We start from the raw sequence: 26192 nt of genomic DNA, 5'->3' as shown, positions 1-26192 counted from the left end.
GCCGTGTGCCCTGCGTCCGGGGGAATACGCGGATCCTTGTCCGATGGGGAATCCTGAAGGCCGATGACCCGCAGGCCATCGGCATCCGGTAAGGCGGGCGATCAGCCTTGCGACAGGATCGCCTCGACCACGCGATCGGCGGCTTCCTCGGCCGTCAGGGCCACGGTATTGACCACCAGTTCGGCCTGTTCGGGCGCCTCGTAGGGGCTGTCGATGCCAGTGAAGTTCTTCAGCTGTCCCGACCGCGCCTTCTTGTAAAGGCCCTTCACGTCGCGTGCCTCGGCCACTTCCAGGGGGGTGTCGACATAAACCTCGATGAACTCGCCGGCGGCCATCATGTCCCGGACCATCCGCCGTTCCGCCCGGAAGGGCGAGATGAAGGCGGTCAGCACGATCAGGCCCGCATCGGTCATCAGCTTCGCGACCTCGCCCACGCGGCGGACGTTTTCCACGCGGTCGGCATCGGTGAAGCCCAGGTCGCGGTTCAGCCCGTGTCGGACGTTGTCGCCGTCCAGCAGGAAGGTGTGCTTGCCCATCGCGTGCAGCTTGCGTTCGACGATGTTGGCGATTGTCGATTTGCCCGACCCCGACAGCCCGGTGAACCAGACAACGCGCGCGCGCTGGTTCTTCTGCGCGGCATGGGCCTCGCGGTTGATGTCGGTCGATTGCCAGTGGATGTTCTGCGACCGGCGCAGCGCGAAATGCAGCATCCCGGCGGCGATGGTGGCGTTCGTCATCCGGTCGATCAGGATGAAGCCGCCCAGGTCGGAGTTGTCCGCATAGGATTCGAAGGGAACGGGCCGGTCGGTCGAGATGTTGACCACGCCGATGGCATTCAGGCCCAGCGTCTTGCTGGCCAGATGTTCCATCGTGTTGACGTTCACCTCGTATTTCGGCTCGGTGATGGTGGCGCTGACGGTCTGGGTTCCGATTTTCAGCAGATAGGGCCGGCCGGGCAGCATCTCGGCCTCTGACATCCAGACCAGGGTGGCCTCGAACTGGTCGGCGACCTCGCAAGGGGCGTCGGCGCGCACGATCACGTCGCCGCGCGAACAGTCGATCTCGTCCGCGAAGGTCAGGGTGACGGACTGGCCGGCGACCGCCTGGGGCAGGTCGCCGTCAAAGGTCACGATGGACTTCACGGTCGTGGTCTTGCCCGAGGGCAGCACCCGGATCGGATCGCCGGGATGGACGGCGCCCGCGCTGATCTGGCCCGCAAAGCCGCGGAAATCCAAGTGCGGGCGGTTCACCCATTGCACCGCCATGCGGAAGGGAGCGTCCTGCATCCGCGTGTCGCTGACCGGCGCTTCTTCCAGATGGCCCAGCAGGGTCGGACCCTGGTACCAGGGCATCTCGGGGCTTTTGGTGACGATGTTGTCGCCCTTCAGCCCGGAAATCGGGATGGGCAGGAAGCTGTCCATGCCGATCTGCTTGGCGAAATGCGAATAGTCGCTGACGATCTCGTAGAACCGTTCGGCCGAGTAATCGACCAGGTCCATCTTGTTGACGGCCAGCACCACGTTGCGGATGCCCAGCAGGTTCACCAGATAGCTGTGCCGCCGCGTCTGCGTGAGCACGCCCTGGCGCGCGTCGATCAGGATCACCGCCAGATCGGCGGTAGAGGCACCCGTGACCATGTTGCGCGTGTATTGTTCATGGCCCGGCGTGTCGGCCACGATGAACTTGCGCTTGTCGGTCGCGAAGAAGCGATAGGCCACGTCGATGGTGATGCCCTGTTCGCGTTCGGCGGCCAGGCCATCGACCAGCAGGGCAAAGTCGATTTCCCCGCCCTGGGTGCCCGACACCTTGCTGTCGGCTTCCAGGGACGCAAGCTGATCCTCGAAGATCATCTTGCTGTCATAGAGCAGCCGGCCGATCAGCGTCGATTTGCCGTCATCGACCGACCCGCAGGTGATGAAGCGCAGCATGGTCTTGTGCTGGTGGCGCAGCAGATAGGCGTCGATGTCCTCGGCGATCAGGGCATCCGTGACGTAAACGGGATCTTGGGCGGTCATCTCAGAAATACCCTTCCTGCTTCTTCTTCTCCATGGAGGCGGCCTGGTCCTTGTCGATGGCGCGGCCCTGGCGTTCCGACGTGGTGGTCAGCAGCATCTCCTGGATCACCTCGGGCAGGGTGCGGGCGTTGGATTCCACGGCGCCGGTCAGGGGATAGCAGCCCAGCGTGCGGAAGCGGACCGACCGCATCTGCGGCTGTTCGCCGTCGCGCAAGGGGAAGCGGTGGTCGTCCACCATCAGCAGCAGGCCGTCGCGTTCCACCACCGGGCGCGGCTCGCTGAAATACAGCGGCACGATCTCGATGTTTTCCAGGTGGATATACTGCCAGATGTCCAGCTCGGTCCAGTTCGACAGCGGGAAGACCCGGATCGATTCGTCCTTGGCCTTGCGGGTGTTATACAGCTTCCACAGCTCCGGCCGCTGGTTCTTCGGATCCCAGCGGTGGTTGGCGGACCGGAAGGAAAAGATGCGTTCCTTGGCGCGGGACTTTTCCTCGTCGCGGCGGGCGCCGCCGAAGGCCACGTCGAAATTGTACTGGGTCAGCGCTTGCTTCAGCCCCTCGGTCTTCCACATGTCGGTGTGCAGGGGGCCGTGGTCGAAGGGGTTGATGCCCTGGGCCTTCGCCTCGGGGTTCTGGTGGACGATCAGGTCCATGCCCGCGTCCTTGGCGGCCCGGTCGCGCAATTCGTACATCGCCCGGAATTTCCAGGTCGTGTCCACATGCAGCAGCGGGAAGGGCGGCGGCGCAGGATAGAAGGCCTTGCGGGCCAGATGCAGCATGCAGGCCGAATCCTTGCCCACCGAATACAGCATCACCGGGTTTTCGGCATTGGCCACGACCTCTCGTAGGATGTGGATGCTTTCGGCTTCCAGCCGCTGCAAATGCGTCAGGGTCGCCGGAGTGATCGTGGTTTCGGCAAGGCTGTTCATGGGCATCGACTCTCGTTTCGTGATGCGGGCATTGTCGCTTGGGACGGCACGCTATCCTTCAGCAATGGACAAGTTGCAAGTTTGGAATACAGAAAAACCCAAGTTTCCCGAGGTTCCGGTCTTGGCTGGAACACTATTCCGCCCCGGTCGCCAAAGCCAGACCATCGACCACGGCGGTGAATGCCTCGGAACGGTGCAGACATGCCCCGGGCATCATCCGCGCTGCCAGATTCGTGACCAAGTTCATCAGGCTCGACCCGCCCACCAGGACGATGTCGCCGATATCGCCGGCAGCAACACCCGCCCGCGCCAGCGTTTCCGCGACGGCCTGTTCCAGATCCGCGCCATGGTCCTGCAAGGCCCGGTCAAGCGAGGCCCGGCTGATCGGCGCGGCCAGGCGCGGCTGGACGAAGCCCATGCCGATCCGGGTGTCTTCGCCCCGGTTGGCGGCGATCTTGCCGCGTTCGACGGCGAATGCCAGATCGTGGCCCAACTCGTCCGTCAGGACCGTGACCAGCCTTTCCAGCCGTTCCGGTTCCACCGCAAGCCGCGCCATCTGGACGGCCAGCCTGCGGTTTTCGGGCGTATAGACGAAGGGGATATGCGCCCAGGCCGCCAGATCGGCATAGATCGCATTGGGCACGGGCAGAAGGCCCGGCCCCATCTCGCGGCGCAACTGGGTCCCGTGGCCCAGAAGCGGCATAGCATGGGACAGCGAGACCGCCCCGTCGAAATCCGTCCCGCCCAGGCGGATGCCGTGGCTGCCGAGGATCCGCACCCCGCCCCCTTCGGTCCGATAGACCGAGAAATCCGAGGTGCCGCCGCCGATGTCCACGATCAGCCCGGTCCGACCCCTGGCACCCATGCCGTGGCAGGCCAGGGCCGCGGCCTCGGGTTCGGGCATGAAGCGAATGTGATCAAAGCCCGCCGCGCGGTAACAATCGCGAAGATCGGCCTCGGCCTGGGCGTCGCGGGCCGGATCGGCGTGGAAACGCACCGGGCGGCCCGACAGGACGCGGGTCTGCGGCTGGCCGGTCGCGGCCTCGGCCCGCTGGCGCAGTTCGGTCAGAAAGGCCGTGATCACATCCGCAAGCGTCCGGCGGCGTCCGGCGATCAGCCGCGATTCCCCCAGCAGGGACGTGCCCAGCACGCTTTTCAGCGCACGCATGTAGCGTCCGTCCTGCCCGTCGGTCAGCGCCCGATGCGCGGCATCGCCGATCCGCATCGCGCCGCCGCCCGCCGGAAAGAAGACCGCCGTGGGCAGCGTGTCCGATCCCGTCTCGACCGGCAGGCGGCGCACCGTCCCGCGATCCAGGATCGCCACAGCCGTGTTCGAGGTTCCGAAGTCGATGGCAAGGGTCATGGCCAGCCTTGGTTGAAAGGGCCTTGATTGAAAGGGCAGGGGGCTATCGCAAACGGCCCGGCGCGGCAAGCGGGGTGCAAATCCCGAAAGACGGGTTGACGCGGCGATCAACAATGCAACAGTCATGGGGCAAGGCGGCAATCCCCGGAAGGCAGGCGCGACGGAATGATCGACCCACAGCAGGCAACGCCACGGCCCCAGGCGCCGGTGCCCGAGGATCCGGCCACGCTGCCCTTTCCGCTGATCAGCGACATATCGGCCGCCCGCTGGCTTCTGGTCTTCATCATCGCGGCGGCGGCCTATTTCTTTCACGGCTTCCTGGTGCCGGTGCTGGCCGCCACCATCATCACCTTTGCAAGCTGGCCCCTGTCGCGCAGCGTCCAGCGGGGGCTGGGGATCGACCGGACCACCACGGCCGCGCTGTTCGTGCTGGTGATCGTGCTGTTTCTGGTCGTGCCGATCACGATGGCGCTGCTTTACGCGTTCCGCGAATTGCAGCAGTGGATCTATTGGGTGTTCGAGGTCAATGCCAATGGCGCACCAGCGCCGCTGTGGATGGTGGACCTGCCACGGATCGGCGACTGGATCGACGAACAATGGGCGCGCCATATCGGTCGGCCCGGCGCCATCGCCGAACTGGTGCAGCTGACCAGCGGCGAGACCATCGCCTCGATCTATCGCAGCATCCTGGCCGCCGGGAACGTGGCCTTCCACCTGGCGCTGAACCTGCTGTTCATGCTGATCGCGCTGTTCATTTTCTATCGCGACGGCGACAAGATCGCGGGCCAGATCGACGTCATCGGCGCGCGCATCCTGCCCCGCCGCTGGGAACGGCTGTCGCGCGTGGTGCCGCTGACGATCAGCGCCACGGTGACCGGCATGACCCTGATCGCCATGGGCGAGGGGGTGGTCCTGGGCATCGCCTATTGGATCGCGGGCGTGCCGTCCCCGGTCACGCTGGGGGTCATCACGGGGTTCATGGCGCTGATCCCCGGCGGGGCGCCGCTGTCCTTCACGCTGGTGTCGATCTATCTGGTGGCCAGCGGATCGCCCCTGGCGGGGGTGCTGCTGTTCGTCTGGGGTTCGGTCGAACTGTTCATCGTGGACAAGACCATCCGCCCTGTGCTGGTGGGCGGGCCGGTCAAGATGCCGTTCCTGCCGACGTTCTTCGGGCTGGTGGGGGGCGTCAAGACCATGGGCATCGTCGGCCTGTTCGTGGGCCCCGTGCTGATGGCCCTGCTGGTCGCGATCTGGCGCGAATGGCTGCGCGAAATCAGGGACCATCCGCAAGGGTCTTGATCACCGGCTTTCGGTGAATATTATCCGGGTCCATCATGGCGTGTGCTGCGTGCGCCCAGGGACGTCCCCTGAATACGGAGACTGGTGTAACCGTTTCTGACAAAGGGGGCTGTGCATGGCAGGCCGCATTCAAAACACGATCCGCAAGTTTCTGGACAATGGCACGGCCGGGGGGCTGCTGCTGATCGCGGCGGCGGTGCTGGCGCTGATCGTCGCCAATTCGCCCCTGGCCGATGCCTATTTCAGCGCGCTGCACGCCTATGTCGGGCCGCTGTCGGTCGCGCATTGGATCAACGACGCGCTGATGGCGCTGTTCTTCCTGATGGTGGGGCTGGAAATCAAGCGAGAGATGGTGGACGGCCACCTGTCGTCCTGGCCCCGGCGGATCCTGCCCGGGGTCGCGGCGGCAGCGGGGATGGCGGTCCCTGCGCTTGTCTATCTGTTCTTCACGGCGGGCACCGGGGCCACGCATGGCTGGGCGATCCCGTCGGCCACTGACATCGCCTTCGCGCTGGGGGTGATCTCGCTTCTGGGATCGCGGGTGCCGACCTCGCTCAAGGTGTTCCTGGCGGCGCTTGCGATCATCGACGACCTGGGCGCGGTGGTGATCATTGGGCTGTTCTATACCACCGGCCTGTCGCCTGCCGATCTGGCGATCGCGGCGCTGATCGTGCTGGCCCTGGTGGGGCTGAACCAGTCCGGCGTGATGCGGCTGTGGCCCTATCTGCTGCTGGGGGCGGTGCTGTGGTTCTTCGTCTGGCGGTCGGGCATCCATGCCACCATCGCGGGCGTGCTGCTGGCCCTGACGATCCCGCTGAAGCGCACCCCCGCCACGCCCGAGGCGCTGCCTTCGGAAAGCCCGCTGCACAGGATGGAACAGGCGCTGATGGTGCCTGTGTCCTTTGTCATCATCCCGATCTTCGGCTTTGCCAATGCGGGCGTCAGCTTTGCGGGCGTGGGCGCCGATGCGCTGCTGGCGCCCGTGACGATGGGCGTCGCCGCCGGGCTTGCGCTGGGCAAGGTGGTGGGCATCTTCGGCGCGGTGGCGATCCTGGTGCGTCTGGACTGGGCCAACCTGCCCGCCGGGGCAAGCTGGTTGCAGATGCTGGGCACGTCGCTGCTGTGCGGGATCGGCTTCACCATGAGCCTGTTCATCTCGCTTCTGGCCTTCTCGGAGCCGTTGCTGCAGGACGAAGCCAAGATCGGCATCCTGGCAGGGTCGCTGATCTCGGGCATCCTGGGCTATACGGTGCTGCGCCTCGCCAAGCGGGAAGCGCCGCGCCGGATGCAGGCTGTCCGCTAAACAGGCCAGACCGTCAGGATCAGCGGTACCCCGGTCAGCACGACCAGGACCGACAAGGGAAGCCCCAGCCGGGGATAGTCGCTGAAACGGTATCCCCCCGGACCCATCACCAGCGTGTTGCACTGGTGCCCGATGGGCGTCAGGAAATCGCAGCCCGCGCCGACCGCCACGGCCATCAGGAACGCTTCCGGGGCATATCCCAAGGTGCCCGCGAAGGTCACGGCGATGGGCGCCATCACCAGCACGGTCGCGGCATTGTTCAGGAAGGGCGTCACCGCCATGGCCGCGACCATGATCAGCGCGACCGCCCCCCAGACCGGCAGGCCGGTCGCCACGTCCGACAGCCAGGCGCCGATCAGGTCGGTGCCGCCGGTCGTCTGCAAGGCGCTGCTGACGGGGATCAGCGCCCCCAGCATGATCAGCAGCGGCCATTCCACCGCATCATAGGCGCCTTCGGGGCTGATCGCGCCCGACAGGATCATCAGCACCGCCGCGCCGAAAAAGGCGATGGCGACGGGCAGGATCCCCGTGGCGGTCAGGCCCATCGCCGTCCCCAGGATCAGGATCGGCATCAGTTCCTTGCGCACGCTGCCGATGCGCAGGCTGCGTTCCGCCAGGGGCAGCAGGCCCAGGCTGCGGATGCGTTCGGGCAGCAGTTCGACCGGCCCCTGCAACAGCAGCACGTCGCCCGCCTGAAGACGGGTCTTGGACAGGCGTTCGGTCATGCGGTGGCCCGACCGCGACACGGCCAGCAGGCTGATCCCCTGTTCGTCGAACAGCCGGATGCTGCCCACGCTTTTGCCGACCAGGCTGGAGGTCACGGTCGTCACCGCCTCGATCACGCCGATCTTGCTGGCGGGCAGCTCCAGCCGGGACGCCGTGTCGTGCCGGGTCATGGCCAGTCCCCCCTGGGCCACCGCGCGTTCCAGCCCGTCGGGCTCGCCCCGCAACAGCAGGATGTCGCCTTCCTCGATCACGGTGTCGAACAGCACGACCTTGCGCCGTTCGCCGCCCCGGATCAGGCCGGTCACTGTGATTTCGCCATCCGCCATGCCGATCAGCGCCCCGATGGTGCGGCCCGCCGCCGGGGATTTTTCCGGCACCGCGGCTTCGGTGTTATAGTCGCTGATCTTCACCGCCTCGCCCAGGGATGCGGTCGCGCGGCGATCGGACGGCAGCAGCCGCCAGGCGAACATCAGAAAGGTGACCCCCACCGCCGACAGCCCCAGGCCCACGGGGGCGAAATCGAACATGCGGAAGGGCTGGCCTGTCATTTCCTGCCTGACGCCCGACACGATGATGTTGGGCGAGGTGCCGACAAGGGTGATCAGCCCGCCCAGCAGCGATCCGAAGGACATGGGCATCAGGTAGAGCGACGGGGACTGCCCGGATTTCTTGGCCATCTTCAGCGCGGCAGGCATCATCATCGCAAGCGCCCCGATGTTCTTGACCAGCGACGACAGCAGCGTGACCGTGCCCACCAGCACCAGAAGCTGCACGCCCATCGTCGTCAGCTTGCGCACCAGCCAGCGCAGCACGGCCTCGATAAGGCCGGACCGCGACACGGCGGCGCTGACGACCAGAGCGCTGCCCACGATGATGACGATGTCGTCTGAAAAGCCCGTGAAGGCGTCGTCGGGCGACACGGTTCCCGCCAGAAGCGATGCCAGCAGCGCCAGCATCGCCACCACGTCATAGCGGAGCCTGCCCCATATGAACAACACCATCATCACGCCCACAATGGCAAAGGCAAGCATCTGCTGTATTGTCATGATTGATCCCGTCCGGCGCGCCCTGGAAGGCGGCAGTTCCAGAACCGTCGCACGGGGGAATTGGTTGCCACGAAAGGCGTGGCCTGCAGCAAGATTCTTCCTGCGGGATTTTCCGGCGGATAAAGGCCAGCTTGCGGCCCATGCGGCCCGAGGTCAGCATCCGGGCCGCAGGCCTTGCGATGCGCGCCGCAATCGACCCGCCTAAGGCGACGCCACGCAGGACCAGACCGACGTGGAAAGCTTCGACTGGATGGAGCCGATGGCCGATGTCTTCTGCAACTATCAGCGCCGGAAGTTCAACGTGCCGGCCGAGGAACGGCTGGTGGGCGGCCTGCGGGCGCTTGACGAACGATTTCTTCGTCAACCTTCTGTCGATGGAGACGGTCTGGAGGGCGCAAAACGACGACCGGATGGTCTTTGACGCCGACCGCTTCGACGCGCGGCGGCAGCTTGATCCGCAGTGATCGGGCTGGAAGGCCGGAGGTGACAGCCCGGCTTTCCGTCACGCCATCCGGTGCCGCCCGATGGGCAGCATCATCGGCCGCCCCGAGGTGGGGTCGGGAATGATCCGGCTGTCCAGCCCGAAGACGGCCCGCACGTTTTCGGCAGTCAGCACGGCCTCGGGCGTGCCTTGCGCGTGCAGCCTGCCGCCCGCCATGGCGACCAGATGATCGGCATAGCGCCCGGCCAGGTTCAGGTCGTGCAGCACCATCACCACCGTCGTGCCGCGCCGGTGGTTCAAGTCGGTCAGCAGGTCCAACACCTCGACCTGGTGGCTGATGTCCAGGAAGGTCGTGGGTTCGTCCAGCAGCAGCAGGTCCGTCTGCTGCGCCAGCGCCATGGCGATCCAGACCCGCTGGCGCTGCCCGCCCGACAGCTCGTCCACCGCGCGTTCGGCCAGATCGACGGTCTTCGTGGCCTCCAGCGCGGCGGCGACGGCGGCATCGTCGGCGGGCGACCAGCGGGACAGGATGCCGTGATGGGGGTGGCGGCCCCGGCTGACCAGATCGGCCACGGTGATGCCTTCCGGCGCGGTGGGGGATTGCGGCAGAAGGCCCATGACCTGCGCGACCCGCCGGGGCGGCATCTTGTGGATCGCCTTGCCGTCCAGAAGCACCTGGCCTGCGCGCGGGGTCAACAGCCGCGACATGGACCGCAGCAGGGTGGATTTCCCGCAGGCATTGGCGCCGACGATGGCGGTGATCCGGCCCGGCAGCACGTCCAGATCCAGCCCGTGCAGGATCGTGCGGTCGCCGTAGCCTGCGACAAGGCCGTGGACGGAAAGGGAATGACGGCTCACAGCGATCCTCCGGCGCGGTTCACGCGCACGATCAGGTAAATCAGATAGGGCGCGCCCAGGGCGCCGGTGACGACCCCCACCGGAAAGCGCATGGGCAGCAGGAACTGGCCCACGTAATCGCCCGCCAGGACCAGAAGCGCCCCCACAAGCCCGGCCGGGATCAGCACCGATCCGTTCGGTCCCAGGATACGCGCGGCGATGGGCCCGGCCAGAAAGGCCACAAAGGCCACCGGCCCGGTCACGGCGGTGGCCACCGCGATCAGGCCGACAGCGGCCACGATCACCAGCAGGCGCGTCCGGGCCACGTTTGTCCCCAATGCCGCGGCGGTGTCGTCGCCCAGGCGAAGCGATTCCAGGTCGCGGGCGCGGCTGACCAGCAGCCCGCCGAAGACCGCCAGCGACACCAGCAGGGGCAGGGCCTGGGACAGTTGCGCGCCGTTCACGCTGCCGGTCAGCCAGCGCATCGCCTCGATTAGATCCCAGGACGGTGCGCGGGACAGGGTATAGGCGATGAAGCTTTCCAGCATGGCCGAGACGCCGATCCCCACCAGGATCAGGCGCGTTCCCGACACACCGCCCCGATGCGACAGGCCATGGATCATGACGGCCACCCCCAGTGCGGCAAGGACGGCAAGAACCGACAGCATCGGCCCGTCGATGCCCAGAACGACGATCCCGAACACCGCCGCCGCACTGGCGCCGCGGCTGATGCCGATGATGTCGGGGCTGGCCAGCGGATTGCGCAGCATGATCTGGAAGGCCGCGCCCCCCAGCCCGAAGGACAGGCCCGCCAGCACCGACAAGGCGGCGCGCGGCAGGCGCAACTGTCCCACCGTGAAGGACGCGCCCGGCACGTCATGCCCCGCCAGCACCCGCAGCACGTCGCCCGGCGGCACGAAGGACTGGCCCTGCATCAGCGTCAGCGCGAATCCCGCCAGAAGCAGGATCAGCGCGCCGCCGATGACCGCCATGCGGCGACGGGCGCGGCGCAGGCGGCCGGTTCGGATCAGAAGCGTGGCGGTCATAGGTCGCGCACCCGCGCGCGGCGCACGATCCAGATGAAGAAGGGCGCGCCGACAAAGGCGGTGACGATGCCCACGTCCAGTTCGGACGGGCGGGCGATCAGGCGGCCCGCGATGTCGGACGCGATCAGCAGGCAGGCCCCGACCAGGGCCGAGAAGGGCAGCAGCCAGCGGTGGTCCACCCCCACCAGCAGCCGCCCAAGATGCGGCACCATCAGGCCCACGAAGGCGATTGGCCCGCAGACAGCCGTGGTCGCCCCGCAAAGCAGGATCGCCCCCAGCGAGGCCAGGCCGCGCGCGACGGCCACCCGTTCGCCCAGGCCCGCCGCCATGTCGTCCCCCAGGGCCAGCAGGTTCAGCTTGCGCGCCGATATCAGGCAAAGGGCGAAGCCCGCCGCCAGGAAGGGCAGCACATGGGCCATGCGCGCGAAGGTCGCGCCGCCCACCCCGCCGATCTGCCAGGCGTGCAGCCCGCCCGCGATGTCGCCCCGCGACAGCATCACCGCCGTGACCAGCGATACGAAGGCGACCGAGGTCGCCATCCCCGCAAGCGCCAGCTTCAGGGGCGTCGGCCCGCCCCGACCCAGCGATCCGATGGCATAGACGAAGACCGCCGTGGCCCCGGCCCCCAGCACCGCCACCCAGATATAGGCTTGGGCCGAGGCGATGCCGAACCATGCCACCCCGACCGCTACGGCCAGCGACGCGCCCAGGTTCACCCCCAGGATGCCGGGATCGGCCAGGGGATTGCGCGTCACGCCTTGCATGACCGTGCCTGCCACACCCAATGCGGCACCCGCCAGGGCCGCCAGGACGGTGCGCGGAATGCGCGCCGCCACCGCCGCCTGGCCGATGCTGTCCACCTGTCCCCGCAGGGCGGCGGCGATGTCCTCAAGCCCCACGGCCCGCGTGCCGATGGCCACCGACAGCGCGCAGAGCACCCCCAGGACAGCAAGCCACGCAACCAGCCACAGGCCCCGGATGCCGCCGGGCTGCCGGGCCGGGCCGGAAATGGCGGGATCGGCGGTCACCGGGATTTCCGCGCGGCCTCGGCCAGCAGGGCGGTATAGTCTTCCAGGACATAGGGCAGCCCCAGCGGCGTGGGGTTCGCGGCATTGCCCATGGGGTCGTTCTTCAGCATGACGACGGCTTCGTGCGCGACGGCGGGCATATGCGCCATCAGCGGGTCGGCCCGCATCGCCGCCATCAGATCCGCCCCACCATAGGTGACAAGAATGTCCACGTCGTCAAAGGCGTCGATCCGTTCCGCGCTGACCGATCCGAAGAACTGCCCCGGCTGCGTCGCCTCGACGACGCTGGCGGGCATGGCAAGGCCCAGATCCTGGAAGAACTTCACCCGCGTGTCATGGGCGGAATAGAAGTTCACGACCGACAGGTTGGTGCTGTCCAGATGCGTCACGAACATCGCCGTCTTGCCGTCCAGTTCAGGATGGCGGGCGACCGCCTCGGCGATGGCCGCTTCCATCCCGGCGATCAGGGCCTCGCCCTCGGCCGCCATGCCCATGCCCGTGCTGTTCATGCGGATCATCTGCCGCCATTCGGTCGTCCAGGCCCCGTCGGGATAGGCCACAACCGGCGCGATCTGGGACAGCGTGTCATAGTCGGCCTGCGTGAGGCCCGAATAGGCGGCCAGGATCACGTCGGGCCGGGTTGCCGCGACCGCCTCGAAGTCGATGCCGTCGCCTTCGTCGAACAGGACGGGGGGTTCGGAACCCAGTTCGCCCAGCCTTCCGGCCACCCAGGGCAGCAGGCCGTCGCCATCGTCATCGCCGTAATTCGCCGCAGCCATGCCCACCGGGACCACGCCAAGCGCCAGCGGAACCTCGTGGTTGCCGGACGCGACCGTCGCCACGCGCTGCGGCTTGGCAGAGATCACGGTCGTTCCGAAGGCATGGGGGATGCTGACGGGGAAATCCTGACCCAGGGCCATGCCTGCGCCGCATGTCCAGGCCAGAAGGACGGCGAACGAACGATGTTGGATCGGCATGGGATCTCCTTCGGCGGTGGGTGCGGATTGCCTGCGACCGGCCTGTGCCGTCAAGCCGCAGCGGCCACCATGCGGCGGTTTCCCATGCTTTCTGACAAAAACCGTAGGAATATACAAGACAAGGGCGGAAGGCTCCATTAAGAGGCGCCGCAACGTGATCCTGCGGTTGCCGCGGCCCGCCGCCGTGGGGCTGCCGCATGGGCGCCCTTCCTGCCAGCCACCGGGATGCCCGGACGCCAGCAGCAACAACAATGACAATGCGGAACCTTGACCATCATGGCACATGACCTTTCATCCGGCGCCTGCCGGACCCTGACGGCCCTTCTGCTGGGCTGCACGGCGCTGATCGCATCCCCGGCCCTGGCGCAGGACACCGGAACCGGCGAAGCCCCGTACCGCCTGTCGCCGATCCTGATCAATGCGGACGCCCAGGCCGATGACGACGCGAATTCCATCGTCGCCCAGGAGCTGTGGACCGGCGGCAAGGTCGCGACCAGCATCCTGGACACGCCCGCATCGGTGTCCGTCGTCACCGAAAAGGAAGTCCGCGACCGCGACGCAGACACGCTGGAGGAGGTGCTGAGCTATTCCGCCGGCATCCATACCGATTACTACGGCACCGACGACCGCAACGACTATGTCCTGATCCGCGGCTTCCAGGCCACCACCTATCGCGACGGCCTGACCCTGGGATCCATGCGCAGCGTGCGCGAGGAACCCTATGCCTTCGAGAGGACCGAGGTGATCCGGGGCGGCAACTCGACCCTGTTCGGGACGTCCGATCCGGGCGGCACGATCAACTTCGTCACCAAGCAGCCCCGCTTCGAACGGTTCGGCGAGGTTTACGGATCCCTCGGATCGCCCCGCAACGCCGAATACGGGTTCGACGCGGGCGATGTGCTGGACGCGGAAGGGACGCTCGCCTATCGGCTGACCGGCAAGGTCCAGGACGGCGAACGCGATTACGACCATTCCCGCAACGATTCGCGCTTCCTGATGGGCGGGTTGTCCTGGCAGCCCGGCGCCGCCACCACGCTGAGCGTGATCGCCGACTATCTCAAGCGCGAGAACACCCCGAACAGCGGCGGCTATCCGCTGGACCGCGAATACGACCGCAGCGATTTCTTCGGCGAGCCGGACTTCAACTATCAGAACGTCGAGCGCGCCAGCATTACCGGCCTTTTGGAACATGACTTCGAAAACGGCCTGAACCTGCGCGCGAACCTGCGCTACAGCGACCTGAAAAGCGACTTCGGCTATGTGTATCTGTCCGACACCGCCGACCGGACAGGCACGGTGGTGAACCGCTTCTATTTCGGCGGCGACAACACCGCCGAGGAGCTGATCGGCAACGTCATCCTGCAATATGACCGCAGCTTCGACCACTTCGACAGCAGCACCGTGGCCGGGGTGGAATTCCGCGACGCTTCCACCACAAGCGCGCCGTTCTTCGGGACCTATACCCCCATCGACATCGCCAACCCGGTCTATTCGGGGGCGCCGGGCGAACTGGCCGCGCCCTATGAGTTGCGCGACAACGAATACAGCACCCACTCGCTGTTCGTGCAGCAGAACCTGTCCTTCGATGATCGCATCATCGCGACACTGGGTCTGCGCCACGACCAGTTGGATATCGAGGAAACGCTGAACGGCGTGCGGTCCGGAGACGATTTTGCGGAAACCTCGGTCCGTGGCGCGCTGACCTGGAAGATCAACAGCGAGATCTCGACCTATGTCAGCTATGTCGAATCCGTGGCGCCTCCGACCATCGGCGTGGAGCCGGAACGGGGCGAACAGGTCGAACTGGGCGCGAAATACCAGCCTGCCGGAACGAACGCGCTGATCTCGGCTTCGATCTATGATCTGCGCAAGAACAACGTCACCGTGGCCGTGGTCCAGCCCGGCGGGAACATCACCCGCGAACTGGTGGGCGAACAGCGCGTGCGCGGGTTCGACCTGGAAGGCAAGGCGGAACTGGCCGGCAATGTCGATGTGATCGCGTCCTATTCCTATATGGAATCCGAGGTGCTGCGGTCGGGTCCGATCCGGGGCGTGGATGTGGAAGGAAACGAGTTCAGCGACGTGCCGAACCACATGGCGTCGCTGTGGGTGAACTATACCCTGCCGGGCACCCAGACGCGCGGCGACATGACCTTCGGTCTGGGGGCGCGCTATGTCGGGTCGTATTACTTCGCGATCTCGAACGATACGGGCCGGGCCGATCCCTCGATCACGCTGGACGCGGCGTTCAATTACCAGGTGCAGGATAACACCAACCTGGCCGTCAATGTCAGCAACCTGCTGGACGAACAGCATGTCGTGGGACGCGGCACGGCGGATTACTATAACCCCGGCCGGGAAGTCGCGGTGACCCTGCGCCACAGCTTCTAGGGCGTGTCAGCCTGCCAGCCGCATCCGCCGCCGCCAGGCGGCGGGTGTTTCCCCCGCCACCTGCCGGAAGGCACGCGTCAGGTGCGCCTGATCGGAAAAGCCCAGTTGCGCCGCGACATTGGCGACGGTCAGGCTGCTTTCCGCCAGCAGGCGCTGCGCCTGGTCAATCCGCTGGCCCCGTTGCCATTGCAGCGGTGTCTGGCCCGTGGTCTGCTTGAAGACCGCCGCGAACCAGCTTTCCGACAGCCCCACGGCCGCCGCCATGTCAGCCACGGTCATGCGCCGGTCTGGCCGCGCCTTCAGGGCCGCCGCCAGCCTGCGCATCTGCGCGGGCGTCAGCCCGCCCGAGACCGGGGCAGCGACGGCGGCGGGAATGTCCAGAAGCCCCGTCGCGATGCTGCCCACCAGGCTTTCCGCAAAGGCCCCATGGCGGCTGGGCCGCGACACCTCGTCCACCAGAAGCCCGGCCAGCATGGCCAGGGCGGGGGCGTCCTGCACCTCGACCGGGCGGCGCAGGATGGACAAGGCATCCGACGCGCCCAGCGACGGCGACAGGAAGCGCAGCAGGCGGTCGCGATGGATATGCAGGTCCAGATGCGCGAACCGGTGGCTGGCCGTGAAGGCCGACCACAGCGGCTGGCCTGCCGGGACATAGATCGCGCGCAGCATCGGTCGCCCCTGGGCCGGGACCGCGCCGTCGCGGTCCGAGATCATGATATGGGACGACACGTCGTCCAGGAACAGCACGATGCGCGGATCCGGCGACAGGTAATAGCCCTTGGCGCCCGCCTGCCCCTCGGCCTGCCAGAAGACGCCGACCATGCCGTCAAGCGCGCGCCAGCGGACCGGGACGGTCGCCCGGATCCCTTCGGTCCGGCAGGTCATCCTGTGCAGAAAGCTCATGCGGGCGGGCGGTTTCCATATTGTTGACTGAATTGGTTCAGTATAGGAAAAGCCCATCCTTGGAAAGGTCTGCTTCATGTCGCAACTGCGCAGCCACCGCAATTTCGGGACCATCCCCCGCGCATCCGGCGCAGCCGCGGCCGCGCTGAAGGCCCGCGCCGCCGCCTGGGAGGTGCCGCTGGTGGAAACGCCCGAGGCGCTGAGCATGTTCGTCTGGGGCTGCGAATTGCGGCTGGTGCCGGGCGGGGACGACCTGCGCGTCGAACTCAGCGCGCCCGAAAAGCGGCTGATCGGTTCGCTTCAGGACAGCGCCACCGAACTGTTCGCCGAAGCCGGGCTGGAGGTTGCCTGGGACCGCGTGGATACGGGCGCGCTGGCGCCCGGCCTGTCCCTGATGCGCGTGCGGTCGGTGACGCGGCGGTCCCCCGGTTTCATCCGGGTGCGGATCGCCGGGCCGGATGCGGCACGGTTCGGCGTGGGCAGCCTGCATTTCCGCCTGCTGTTGCCACCCAGGGGCCGGGCGGCGGTCTGGCCGCGCATCGGCGCCTCGGGCCGGACCGAATGGCCCGAAGGACCCGATGCGCTGCACCGGCCGGTCTATACGGTGGCGGCCCAGGCCGAGGACTGGGTTGATTTCGACATCTTCCGCCATGCGGGCAGCCCGACCTGCGACTGGGCGCTGTCCGGGCCCGAGGGGGTAGAAGTCGGCATCATCGGCCCCGGCGGCGGCTGGTGCCCCGAGGCGGAGCGCCTGCACCTGTTCGGGGACGAAACCGCACTGCCTGCCATCGCGCGGATGCTGGATCTGGCGCGGTGCGAGGTGACGGCCCATGTCCGCGCCGGTTATCCCGACCTTGGCCCGCTGGCCGCCGACCCGCGCGTGACGCGCTGCGACGACCTGCTGGCGACCCTGGCTTCCGCCGATCCGGGGCAGGGGGACTTTGTCTGGTTCGCGGCCGAGGCCGGGCAGGCCCGCCAGGCCCGCAAGCACCTTCTGGCCCGCGGCATGGCCCGCAAGGCCTTCACCACGGCGGCCTATTGGGGCTAGGCGGCCAATGCGGCATAGATGCCGCCCTTGGCGATCAGGTCGGCATGGCTGCCGATCTCGGCGATCCGGCCCGCCTGCATGACGACGATGCGGTCCGCGTTGCGGATCGTGCCCAGGCGATGCGCGATCACCAGGGTCGTGCGCCCCACCGCAAGCGCATCCAGCGCCGTCTGGATTTCCCGTTCCGTCTGGCTGTCGAGCGCGCTTGTCGCCTCGTCCAGGATCAGGATCGGCGGGTTCTTCAGGAAGGCGCGGGCGATGGCCACGCGCTGCTTCTGCCCGCCCGACAGCATCACCCCGCGTTCGCCGACGATCGTGTCCAACCCGTCGGGCAGGCCTTCGATCATCTGGGTCAGCTGCGCCTGCGCCGCCGCCTGGCGGATGTCGTCATCCGTGGCGCCAAGGCGGCCATAGCCGATGTTCTCGCGCAGGGTGCCGCCGAACAGGAACACGTCCTGGCTGACCAGCCCGATCTGCCTGCGCAGGCTGTTCAGCCGCATGTCGGCAAGCGCCAGCCCGTCCACCGTGATCCTGCCCTGCGTCGGTTCATAGAAGCGGGGCAGCAGCGCCAGCAGCGTGGTCTTGCCCGCGCCCGACGGCCCCACGAAGGCCACGGTTTCGCCTGCGCGGACGGTCAGGTCGATGCCGTCCAGGATGGTGCGGCCTTCCTCATAGGCGAAGCCCACGTTCTCGAAACGGATGTCGCCGCGCAGGGCCGGGGCCTCGATGGCGTCCGGGGCGTCGGCGATCTCGGGGTCGGTCGCCAGCAGTTCCTGATAGCGGCGGAACCCGGCGATGCCGCGCGGATAGGTTTCGATCACGGCGGCGATCTTTTCCAGCGGGCGATAGAAGACGCCGACCAGCAAAAGGAAGCCGACGAAGCCGCCGGTGGTCAGTTCGCCCGACAGGACGAAGCCCGCGCCCACCACCATGACAACCACCTGCACCAGCCGCAGCCCCATGTATTGCAGGGCGTTCGACGCCGCCATCACGCGATAGGCGTCCAGCTTGGCCTGGCGGTACCGGGCGTTGTCGGCGGCGAACAGGTGGTTCTCATGCGCCTCGTTGCCGAAGGCCTGGACCACGCGGACGCCGCCCAGGGCTTCCTCCAGGCGGACGTTGAAGTCGCCCACACGGGAATAGATGTCGCGCCAGGTCTGCGTCATGCGACCGCCATAGACGATCACGATGGCCAGCATCGCCGGCACGATCAGCGCCACGATCACCGCAAGCTGCGGGTTGACCCAGAACATCAGGGCGAAGGCGCCCACGAAGGTCATGATCGCGATGAAGGCGTCCTCGGGGCCGTGATGGGCGACTTCGCCGATTTCTTCCAGGTCGCGGGTCACGCGCGCGACCAGCTTGCCGGTCCGCGCCCGGTCGTACCACCGCCATGACAGCCGCGTCAGGTGATCGAAGGCGCGGGCCCGCATTTCGGTCTCGATGTTGATGCCCAGCTTGTGGCCCCAATAGATCACCACGGTCAGCAGGCCCGCGTTGACCGCATAAAGCACCAGCAATCCGACGGCGGCTGCGACCGTCAGCGTCCAGTCGCCCTGCGGCAGCAGGTGGTCGATGAAGGCCGTGACGGCCAGCGGGAAGGCCAGTTCCAGCAGGCCCGACAGCACCGCGCAGCCGAAATCCAGCCAGAACAGCCCCATGAAGGGACGGTAATAGGAAAAGAACTGGCGCAGCATCGGTCGTTTCCTTCAGGCGGGAATGGCAACCGGGCTGCCATCCGGGCGTGTCAGCACCTGCATGGGCAGGCCATAGATATCTTGCAGCGCGTCAGGCCGCATCAGGTCGGCGGGGCCGCCCTGCAAGGCCAGGCCCCCGGCCTTCAGCGCGACGACATGGTCGCAGAACCGGGCGGCCATGTTGACCTCGTGCAGGACGATCACGGCGCTGCGGTTCGCCTCATGGCACATGCGGCGGACAAGCGCCAGAACCTCGACCTGGTGGGCGATGTCCAGCGCGCTGATCGGCTCGTCCAGAAGCAGGGTTCTCGCCTGCTGGGCGACCATCATGGCCAGCCAGGCGCGCTGGCGTTCGCCGCCCGACAGGGTATCGACCAGGCGGTCGGCAAAGGGGGTCACGCCGCATTCGGACATGGCGCGGGCGACGGCGGCGTGGTCATCGGGACCGAACCGGCCAAGCGCGCCGTGCCAAGGATAGCGGCCAAGGGCCACAAGCTCGCGCACGGTCATGCCCTCGGCGGCAGGGGGGTGCTGCGGCAGAAAGGCCAGGCGGCGGGCGTAATCGCGCGCGCGCCAGTCGGCCAGGGCCCTGCCTTCGAAGGCGACACGGCCGCCGCTGGCCGTCATCTGCCGGGCCAGCACCTTCAGCAGCGTGGATTTGCCCGATCCGTTATGGCCGATCAGCGCGATCATCCGGCCCGGCGGCAGGTCCAGCGTCAACCCGTGCAGCAAGCGGCGGCCGGGGACATCGACGCTCAGGTCGGTGATGGAAAAAAGGCTCATCGCTGCGGTCTCATCATCAGCCAGATCAGCCAGGGCGCGCCGATCAGGGACGCGAACAGCCCCAGCGGCAGTTCATAGGGAAAGCCCGCCATCCGCGCCCCGAAATCGGCGGCCAGCATCAGCCCCGCCCCGATCAGCGCGGCACCCGTGACGTGATCGCCGGGCCGGGCAAGGCCCAAACGGCGGGCCATGTGCGGGGCCATCAGGCCCACGAAGGACAAGGGGCCGACCAGCACGGTCGCCGCGCCCGTGGCCATCCCGGCCAATGCGATCAGCACCATCCGCGCCGGTCGCAGCGGCAGGCCGAGCCCGCCTGCGACGCCGGGGCCAAGCGGCAGCACCGCCAGCCAGCGCCGCGCGGCAAGCGCCCCGGTCCACAGCACCGCCGCTACCGCCGCCAGCGCCAGCGCACCGGACATGGTGACGACCGAGGAGGATCCCGACAGCCAGGCAAGGATCTGGAAGGACCGCGCATCGCCCACGGCCATCGCCACCGACAGAAGCGCCGAGGCCAGGGCCGACACCGCAATCCCCGCCAGCAGCACCCTTTCGGCGGGCATGTCGCGGCGGCTGACGAAGGCCGCAATCAGGACCAAGGCCAGCGCCCCCCCGGCCATTGTGCCCCCCGTCAGCGCGGCAGCCGTAGGCGCCGCCACCAGATAGACCACGCCCGCATAGCCCATGGCCGCGCCGCCCGAAACGCCCAGCACCTCGGGCGAGGCCAGCGGGTTCGCCGTCAACCGTTGCAGGATCGCGCCCGCGATCGCCAGGGCCGCCCCGGCGGATGCCGCCGCGATCAGGCGCGGCAGGCGCATGGGCAGAAAGGCCGCGAAGCTTTGGGCGTCCAGCACCGCCCATCCGCCCGGCACCCGGCCGATCCAGACCAGCACAAGGGCGGCAACGACCAACGACACCGCCAGCCCGATCAGCAGCGGCGCGGGTCGTTCGCGGCGCGGCGCGGGGCCTTCGGCGCGTTCGGTTCCGGGCGGGGTCGATCCGCGCAGGCGCGGCAACAGCCAGATCAGCAGCGGCCCGCCGATCAGGCCGGTCAGCGCGCCGGTCGGAAACATCTCGCCCACCTGGCCTGCCACCAGCAGCACCAGCCCGTCGCAAACCGACAGGATCAGCGCGCCCACCAGCGACGACAGGGCCAGCAGGCGCGGGATCGACACAGCGCCCATGGATCGCGCCAAGGCGGGCGCGGCCAGGCCCACGAAGGCGACCAGCCCCAGTTCGGCGGACACGGCGGCGGCCAGGATCACCGCCACGCCGACGGCCAGAAGGCGCACCGCGGCCACGTTCAGGCCCAGGCCCTGCGCGCCCTCGGTGCCCAGCGACAGCACGCGCAGGGGACGCGCCAGCAGGGCCGCCGCTGCGGCGCCGAAGGCCAGCACCGCCGCCAGCGCCCGCACCCCCGACCAGTCCTGCTGGACCAGCGAACCGCCGTTCCAGATCACCAGCGACAGCAGGTATTCGCCCTGCGCCAGCGTCATGGCCGTGGCCACCGCGCTGGCGGTCATGCCGACCAGCATCCCCGCGATCACCATCGTCACCGGCGCAAAGGCCCGCCGCGCGCCGATCAGCAGGACCAGCCCGGCCGCCAGTCCCGCACCCGCCAGGGCCACCGGCCAGCGTCCTTCCTGCAACAGGCCAGGGGCCATGATCGTGGCCGTCACCAGCGCCAGTTGCGCCCCGGCCGAGATTCCCAGCGTGGTGGGGTCGGCCACGGGGTTGCGCAGGACGACCTGCAGCATCGCGCCCGACAGGCCCAGGGCCGCGCCCGCCAGCAGGGCGACGATCCCGCGCGGCATCAGCCCGAAACCCAGCAGGATCTGCGGAATGTCCATCCGTGCCGGATCCAGCGGCCAGGCGGGCCATTGCGCCAAGGGCAGCAGATGCAGCGCCGCCCACAGCCACAGGGCCGATGCCAGCAGGGCAAGGGGCAGCAACCGCGCGGTCATGCGATGGCCTTTGGCCCTGTCTCGAAGGCCTGCGCCAGCAGCGTGGCAAAGCGCAGCGCGGCAGGAACGGCGCCGAAGGCGTTGACATCAGACAACAGATGGGTCCGCCCCTGGGCCACCGGGGGCAGGGCGCGCCACAGGATGCTGCGCGACAGGGCGCGGTCGGCCGCAGGGGGCAGGGTGCCGATATTGACCAGCCGGGCATCGGGCATGTCTGCCAGACGCTCCAGCGGAACGGGGGCAAGGAAGCTGAAGGCGGTATCGCCGGCCCAGGCATTGCGCAGGCCCAGCCGGTCCAGGGTGCTGCCGAACAGGCTGTCGAAACCGAAGACCCGCATGTGACGCCCGTCACCGATATTGACCAGGGCCACCGGCCTGTCGCGGAAGGGCGCCAGCCGCGCGGCAAGGCTGTCCAGGGTGGCCTCGGTTTCTGCCCTGGCACGCGCGCCCGCGGCCGGATCGCCGATGGCATCGGCCAAGGCCGTTAGGGCGGCAAGGGCCTTGGGCAGGGGCGGTTCGCCAGGCACGAAGAAGGGCAGGGACAGGACCGGGGCGACCTGGCGCAGCCGATCCTCGTAATGGGTGTAAAAGGGCGAGGACAGGATCAGGTCCGGCCGCACCAGCTGCAGCAGCTCGAAGTTCGGGGCGCCGCGCAGGCCCAAGTCGGTGACATCGGGGGGAATCGCGGGCGTGATCACATCGGCGCGGAAGCGGACCAGTTCGGCGGCGGCGACGGGCATGTGGCCGATGGCCGTTGCCGTTTCCAGCATCGCCCAGTCGATGGCTGCCAGACGTGGCGCGGATGGGGCCGCCCGCAAAGGCAAGCCCGCCGCCAGGAATGCCCCGGCGGCGGTCAGGATCGCACGACGCGAGGGCATGATGCCCCCGCCCGTCACCATGTGTACTTGACCGTCGCCGACAGGGTGCGGCCTTCGCCGAAGAAACAGCCGAAATTGGAACAGCTTGCGACATAGGCCTTGTCGGTCAGGTTCGAGACGTTCAGCGCAGCCTCGACATTGCCGCGGGTATAGCTGGCGCCCAGATCCACCAGGGTCTGGCTGTCCAGTTCCAGGGCATTGGCCTCGTCCCCGAAGCGTTCGCCCACATGGCGGATGCCGCCGCCCGCGCGGATGCCGTTGCCGAAATCGCGCATCACCCACAGGCTGGCAAGGTGCTTGGGGGCGTTGGGCAGGGCATTGCCCTCGTTGTCGCCTTCAAGCTGTTCGGTGTCGTTATAGGCATAGCTGGCTTGCACGTCCCAGCCCTCGGCAACCGTGGCGATGGCCGACAGTTCCAGCCCGCGTGACCTGGCCTCGCCGATCTGGCGAAGGCCGCTGCGGATTTCGCCGCCGATCTGCTCGGACACCGGGCGGGTCAGGTTGGTCTGGCGCAGGTCGTAGATGGCGGCGGTTAACAGCCCGTCAAAGGCGGCGGGGCTGTATTTCAGACCGACCTCCCACTGCTTGCCTTCGGTCGGTTGCAGGGCCGCGCCCTCGATATCGGTGCCCGGCAGCGGCTCGAACGAGGTCGAATAGCTGGCATAGGGCAGAAGCCCGTTGGCGAAGGCATAGCCAAGGCCCAGCCGTCCCGTCACCTGGCTGTCGTCAAAGCTCGAATCCGACCCGTAGGACAGGCCGTCCTGTTCCGCCCGGTCATAGCGGATGCCTGCCGATCCGCGCCAGTTGCCTAGAGACACCTCATCCTGGGCGTAAAGGCCCATCTGCTTGAAGGTGATGTCGCGCCCGCCTGCGAAACCGTCCAGCGTCACGGCATCGGGATTGTACACCGGGTTCGACGGATCCAGCGGCGCCGCCGTGCCGAAGATGGTGAAGTCTTCCGAATCGTATTTCTGCACGTCCAGCCCAAGCAGCACCTGATGGGTGGCCGCGCCCGTCACGATCTCGCCCGACAGGCGGGTGTCGGCGCTGATGGTCCGGCTGTCCTCGCTCTGGCGGATGGTGGTGCGGTCGAAGGTGCCGTCCGCGTTCAACGGACAGAAGAAGGCGCAGGAGGTCGCGTCGTAGTTCCAGTCAAAGTCCTCGTAGCGCACTCCCTGTGACAGGGTCCAGCCATTCGCCAGTTCGTGGCTGACCTCGACCCCTAGGGTGAACAGCCTGCGATCGCTGTCGTCGAAGTCCGGCTCGCCTGCGTTGAGGTCGCGCAGGTCGTCCAGGTCGCCCGATTGCGCCAGCGCATAGGGCACGCCCACCGGCGTGATGGGCGAGTCCTTGGTATAGGACGACAGGAAGTCGATGGTCGTCGCCTCGTCCGGGGTCCAGCGGACCGCACCCGCCAGATAGCCGCGCTTGTTGTCCAGGTCATCGACCTGAGTGCGGATGTCGCGGCCCGTCCCGGTCAGGCGCCATGACAGATCCGCGTTAGGGGCGCGGTTCACGTCGAAGAACAGCTGCTTGCCTTCGTCGCTGTCGAGGCCCAGCCCGATTTCGCCGAAATCGGTGGACTGGGCGCGCTTCTGGACCTGGTTGATGATCCCCGCAGGCGAGCCGGACCCATAAAGCGAGGACGAAGGCCCGCGCAGAACCTCGACCTGCTGCATCCCGTAGGTTTCGTAATCGACGGCGCCGAACAGGCGGCCCTGGCGCAAGCCGTTCACATACTGCGCGCGTTCCCCGGGAAAGCCCCGCAGGGTCGGGTTGTTGAAGCGCGGGTCGTTGCCGAAGGGCTGGCCCAGAACGCCGGTGGAATAGTTCAGCGCCTCGCCCAGGTTCTCGGAACCTTGCTCGGTGATCTGCTCCTCGGTCACGACGCTGATGGATTGCTGCGCCTCGCTGATCGGCAGCGCGGATTTGGTGGCCTGCGCGCCATTGGCGAAATAGCCCGCGACGTCATCCACGGTCAGCGTAATGTCGCCCAGCACAAAGACCGAATCGTCGGCAGGTGCGGCGGCATCCTGCGCCAAGGCGGGACAGGCCAGGGCAAGCGCGCTGACGCTTGCCAGGAAAAGGGATCGGGACAGACCGGACATGGGGAACCTGCTGGAAGCCGCTGGGCGATTGTTGGACGGGCCAGCATTCACCCGATCCTGCGCTTCGCGTCAAGGATTCCCGACAGAAATTCTATACCATTATCCCGGTTGCAACATGTCCATGCCTTCCAAGGCCCGGGGCCGCGGCCCGCCGGTGGCCCAGTCCAGCAGTTCGGCGGTGTGGACGACCGGCACGCCCGTGCCCGACCCGATCTGCATCATGCAGCCGATGTTCCCGGCGCTGATGACCTGGGGCCTGGTGGCCTCCAATGTGGCGACCTTGCGGGCCTTCAACTCGGCGCTGATGGCGGGCTGCATCAGGTTATAGGTGCCGGCCGATCCGCAGCAGATATGGCTGTCCTTCGGTTCCAGCACGGTGAAACCGGCATCCGCCAGCAATTCCTTGGGCGTGGCCTTGATCTGCTGTCCGTGCTGCAGCGAACAGGCAGCGTGATAGCCGACCCGCAAGGGCGCGGCATGGGTCGCGTCCGACAGGCCCAGGTCGGCCATGACCTCGGTGATGTCGCGGGCCAGACCGGCCACGCGCGCCGCGTCGGCTTCCAGCGGATCGCCCGCGAACATGTGGCCGTAATCCTTGACTGTGGTCCCGCAGCCCGAGGTATTGATGACCACTGCGTCCAGGCCGTCGCCGTTCACCTCGGCCATGACCGCGCGGATGTTGGCCGCGGCCATGGCATGGCTTTCGTCCGTGCGGCCCATGTGATGGGTCAGCGCGCCGCAGCAGCCGAGGCCCTTGGGGATCACCACCTCGCAGCCATGGCGGCGCAGCAGGCGGATGGTGGCGTCGTTGATGTCGGTGTTCAGCGCCCGCTGCGCGCAGCCCACCAGCAGCGCCACCCGCTTGCGGCGGGCGCCTTGGGCCGCGAAGACCTGCGGGCGGTCGTTCAGACTGGGCGGCGGGATGTCGCGGGGGGCCATGTCCAGCATCGCCCGCAGCCGGGGATCGGGCAGCAGCTTGCGGAAGGGGCGGCCCAGTTTCGCGCCACGCAGCGCCAGCCGGAAGCGGTCGGGATAGGGCAGGATCTTGGCCAGCATCCAGCGCAGCAGCCGGTCGGGCAGGGGGCGGCGATAGTTCGCCTCGATATATTCCCGCGCGTGATCGACCAGGTGCATGTAATGCACGCCCGACGGGCAGGTGGTCATGCAGGACAGGCAGGACAGGCAGCGGTCGATATGCTGGACGGTCTTGGCATCGGGCACGCGGCTGTTTTCCAGCATGTCCTTGATCAGATAGATCCGCCCGCGCGGGCTGTCCAATTCGTCCCCCAGCACCTTGTAGGTGGGGCAGGTCGCCGTGCAGAAACCGCAATGGACGCAGGTGCGCAGGATCTCGTTCGACCGCGCGGTCAGTGGATCGGCCAGTTGCTGGGCGGTAAAGGTCGTTTGCAT

General features: G+C 67.6%; 20 protein-coding genes. 5 read left to right on the top strand and 15 right to left on the bottom strand.

The window, feature by feature from the left end; translation table 11 throughout:
- Nucleotides 1-101: 101 nt before the first annotated feature.
- The 3 genes from cysN to CK944_RS05640 all read right to left on the bottom strand — a co-directional run bounded on the left by cysN (nt 102) and on the right by CK944_RS05640 (nt 4309).
- Entirely contained in the window at nt 102-2015 is a 1914-nt protein-coding gene (cysN, locus tag CK944_RS05650; protein ID WP_103172067.1) for a sulfate adenylyltransferase subunit CysN, read from the bottom strand.
- A 1-nt stretch (nt 2016) separates the two neighbouring features.
- Nucleotides 2017-2946, bottom strand: coding sequence for a sulfate adenylyltransferase subunit CysD (cysD, locus tag CK944_RS05645; protein WP_229665087.1), 930 nt, complete (start codon nt 2944-2946; stop codon nt 2017-2019).
- Nucleotides 2947-3079: 133 nt separating this feature from the next.
- The gene (locus CK944_RS05640) at nt 3080-4309 is read right to left on the bottom strand and encodes an Hsp70 family protein (protein ID WP_103172065.1); all 1230 of its coding nucleotides are present in this window, start codon (nt 4307-4309) and stop codon (nt 3080-3082) included.
- 165 nt (nt 4310-4474) lie between these two features.
- Here CK944_RS05640 and CK944_RS05635 point away from each other — a divergent pair, with 165 nt between their 5' ends.
- The gene (locus tag CK944_RS05635; protein WP_103172064.1) at nt 4475-5608 is read left to right on the top strand and encodes an AI-2E family transporter; all 1134 of its coding nucleotides are present in this window, start codon (nt 4475-4477) and stop codon (nt 5606-5608) included.
- 115 nt (nt 5609-5723) lie between these two features.
- On the top strand, nt 5724-6911 hold the full coding sequence (gene nhaA / locus CK944_RS05630; protein WP_103172063.1) for a Na+/H+ antiporter NhaA: 1188 nt from the start codon (nt 5724-5726) through the stop codon (nt 6909-6911).
- Here the strand turns inward: nhaA and CK944_RS05625 are convergent.
- Nucleotides 6908-8683, bottom strand: a complete 1776-nt coding sequence (locus tag CK944_RS05625; RefSeq protein ID WP_103172062.1) for an SLC13 family permease — start codon at nt 8681-8683, stop codon at nt 6908-6910. The genes nhaA and CK944_RS05625 overlap by 4 nt on opposite strands.
- 232 nt (nt 8684-8915) lie before the next feature.
- Between CK944_RS05625 and CK944_RS22820 the strand changes: the two genes are divergently transcribed.
- Nucleotides 8916-9104 carry a hypothetical protein gene (locus CK944_RS22820; RefSeq protein WP_146038607.1) on the top strand — a complete coding sequence of 63 codons (189 nt, stop codon included), beginning with the start codon at nt 8916-8918 and terminating at the stop codon, nt 9102-9104.
- A gap of 81 nt (nt 9105-9185) precedes the next feature.
- Here the strand turns inward: CK944_RS22820 and CK944_RS05620 are convergent, their stop codons facing one another.
- Genes CK944_RS05620 through CK944_RS05605 form a run of 4 tightly spaced genes read right to left on the bottom strand, consistent with a single transcriptional unit; the run spans nt 9186 to nt 13013 of the window.
- Nucleotides 9186-9983 (bottom strand): ABC transporter ATP-binding protein, encoded by a 798-nt coding sequence (locus CK944_RS05620; protein ID WP_103172061.1) that lies wholly within the window; start codon nt 9981-9983, stop codon nt 9186-9188.
- Nucleotides 9980-11008, bottom strand: coding sequence for an iron chelate uptake ABC transporter family permease subunit (locus CK944_RS05615; RefSeq protein ID WP_103172060.1), 1029 nt, complete (start codon nt 11006-11008; stop codon nt 9980-9982). Before CK944_RS05615 ends, CK944_RS05620 begins: the two co-directional genes overlap by 4 nt.
- Nucleotides 11005-12036 carry a FecCD family ABC transporter permease gene (locus CK944_RS05610; RefSeq protein ID WP_371411647.1) on the bottom strand — a complete coding sequence of 344 codons (1032 nt, stop codon included), beginning with the start codon at nt 12034-12036 and terminating at the stop codon, nt 11005-11007. Before CK944_RS05610 ends, CK944_RS05615 begins: the two co-directional genes overlap by 4 nt.
- Nucleotides 12033-13013 carry an iron-siderophore ABC transporter substrate-binding protein gene (locus CK944_RS05605; protein ID WP_103172058.1) on the bottom strand — a complete coding sequence of 327 codons (981 nt, stop codon included), beginning with the start codon at nt 13011-13013 and terminating at the stop codon, nt 12033-12035. The genes CK944_RS05610 and CK944_RS05605 overlap by 4 nt, the downstream gene beginning before the upstream one ends.
- 276 nt (nt 13014-13289) lie before the next feature.
- Here CK944_RS05605 and CK944_RS05600 point away from each other — a divergent pair, with 276 nt between their 5' ends.
- Nucleotides 13290-15404 carry a TonB-dependent siderophore receptor gene (locus CK944_RS05600; protein WP_103172138.1) on the top strand — a complete coding sequence of 705 codons (2115 nt, stop codon included), beginning with the start codon at nt 13290-13292 and terminating at the stop codon, nt 15402-15404.
- Between the two features lie 6 nt (nt 15405-15410).
- Here the strand turns inward: CK944_RS05600 and CK944_RS05595 are convergent, their stop codons facing one another.
- Nucleotides 15411-16307, bottom strand: a complete 897-nt coding sequence (locus tag CK944_RS05595; RefSeq protein WP_192877728.1) for an AraC family transcriptional regulator — start codon at nt 16305-16307, stop codon at nt 15411-15413.
- A 76-nt stretch (nt 16308-16383) separates the two neighbouring features.
- Here CK944_RS05595 and CK944_RS05590 point away from each other — a divergent pair, with 76 nt between their 5' ends.
- The gene (locus CK944_RS05590; protein ID WP_103172056.1) at nt 16384-17355 is read left to right on the top strand and encodes a siderophore-interacting protein; all 972 of its coding nucleotides are present in this window, start codon (nt 16384-16386) and stop codon (nt 17353-17355) included.
- Here CK944_RS05590 and CK944_RS05585 read toward each other — a convergent pair.
- The 6 genes from CK944_RS05585 to glcF all read right to left on the bottom strand — a co-directional run bounded on the left by CK944_RS05585 (nt 17352) and on the right by glcF (nt 26192).
- The gene (locus CK944_RS05585; protein WP_103172055.1) at nt 17352-19052 is read right to left on the bottom strand and encodes an ABC transporter ATP-binding protein; all 1701 of its coding nucleotides are present in this window, start codon (nt 19050-19052) and stop codon (nt 17352-17354) included. The two genes, CK944_RS05590 and CK944_RS05585, sit on opposite strands and share 4 nt — an antisense overlap.
- 12 nt (nt 19053-19064) lie before the next feature.
- Nucleotides 19065-19835, bottom strand: coding sequence for an ABC transporter ATP-binding protein (locus CK944_RS05580; RefSeq protein WP_103172054.1), 771 nt, complete (start codon nt 19833-19835; stop codon nt 19065-19067).
- Nucleotides 19832-21796: a Fe(3+)-hydroxamate ABC transporter permease FhuB gene (gene fhuB, locus CK944_RS05575; protein WP_103172053.1), complete on the bottom strand. Its 1965-nt coding sequence runs from the start codon at nt 21794-21796 to the stop codon at nt 19832-19834. Before fhuB ends, CK944_RS05580 begins: the two co-directional genes overlap by 4 nt.
- Nucleotides 21793-22692 (bottom strand): ABC transporter substrate-binding protein, encoded by a 900-nt coding sequence (locus tag CK944_RS05570; protein WP_103172137.1) that lies wholly within the window; start codon nt 22690-22692, stop codon nt 21793-21795. The genes fhuB and CK944_RS05570 overlap by 4 nt, the downstream gene beginning before the upstream one ends.
- Nucleotides 22689-24782 carry a TonB-dependent siderophore receptor gene (locus CK944_RS05565; protein ID WP_103172052.1) on the bottom strand — a complete coding sequence of 698 codons (2094 nt, stop codon included), beginning with the start codon at nt 24780-24782 and terminating at the stop codon, nt 22689-22691. The genes CK944_RS05570 and CK944_RS05565 overlap by 4 nt, the downstream gene beginning before the upstream one ends.
- 99 nt (nt 24783-24881) lie before the next feature.
- The gene (gene glcF / locus CK944_RS05560; RefSeq protein ID WP_103172051.1) at nt 24882-26192 is read right to left on the bottom strand and encodes a glycolate oxidase subunit GlcF; all 1311 of its coding nucleotides are present in this window, start codon (nt 26190-26192) and stop codon (nt 24882-24884) included.

It is taken from the genome of Paracoccus sp. SY (assembly GCF_002901215.1).
Lineage (GTDB): Bacteria > Pseudomonadota > Alphaproteobacteria > Rhodobacterales > Rhodobacteraceae > Paracoccus > Paracoccus acridae.
Note: the sequence above shows the minus strand (reverse complement) of the source record. Positions and strands in the feature narration are given on the sequence as shown.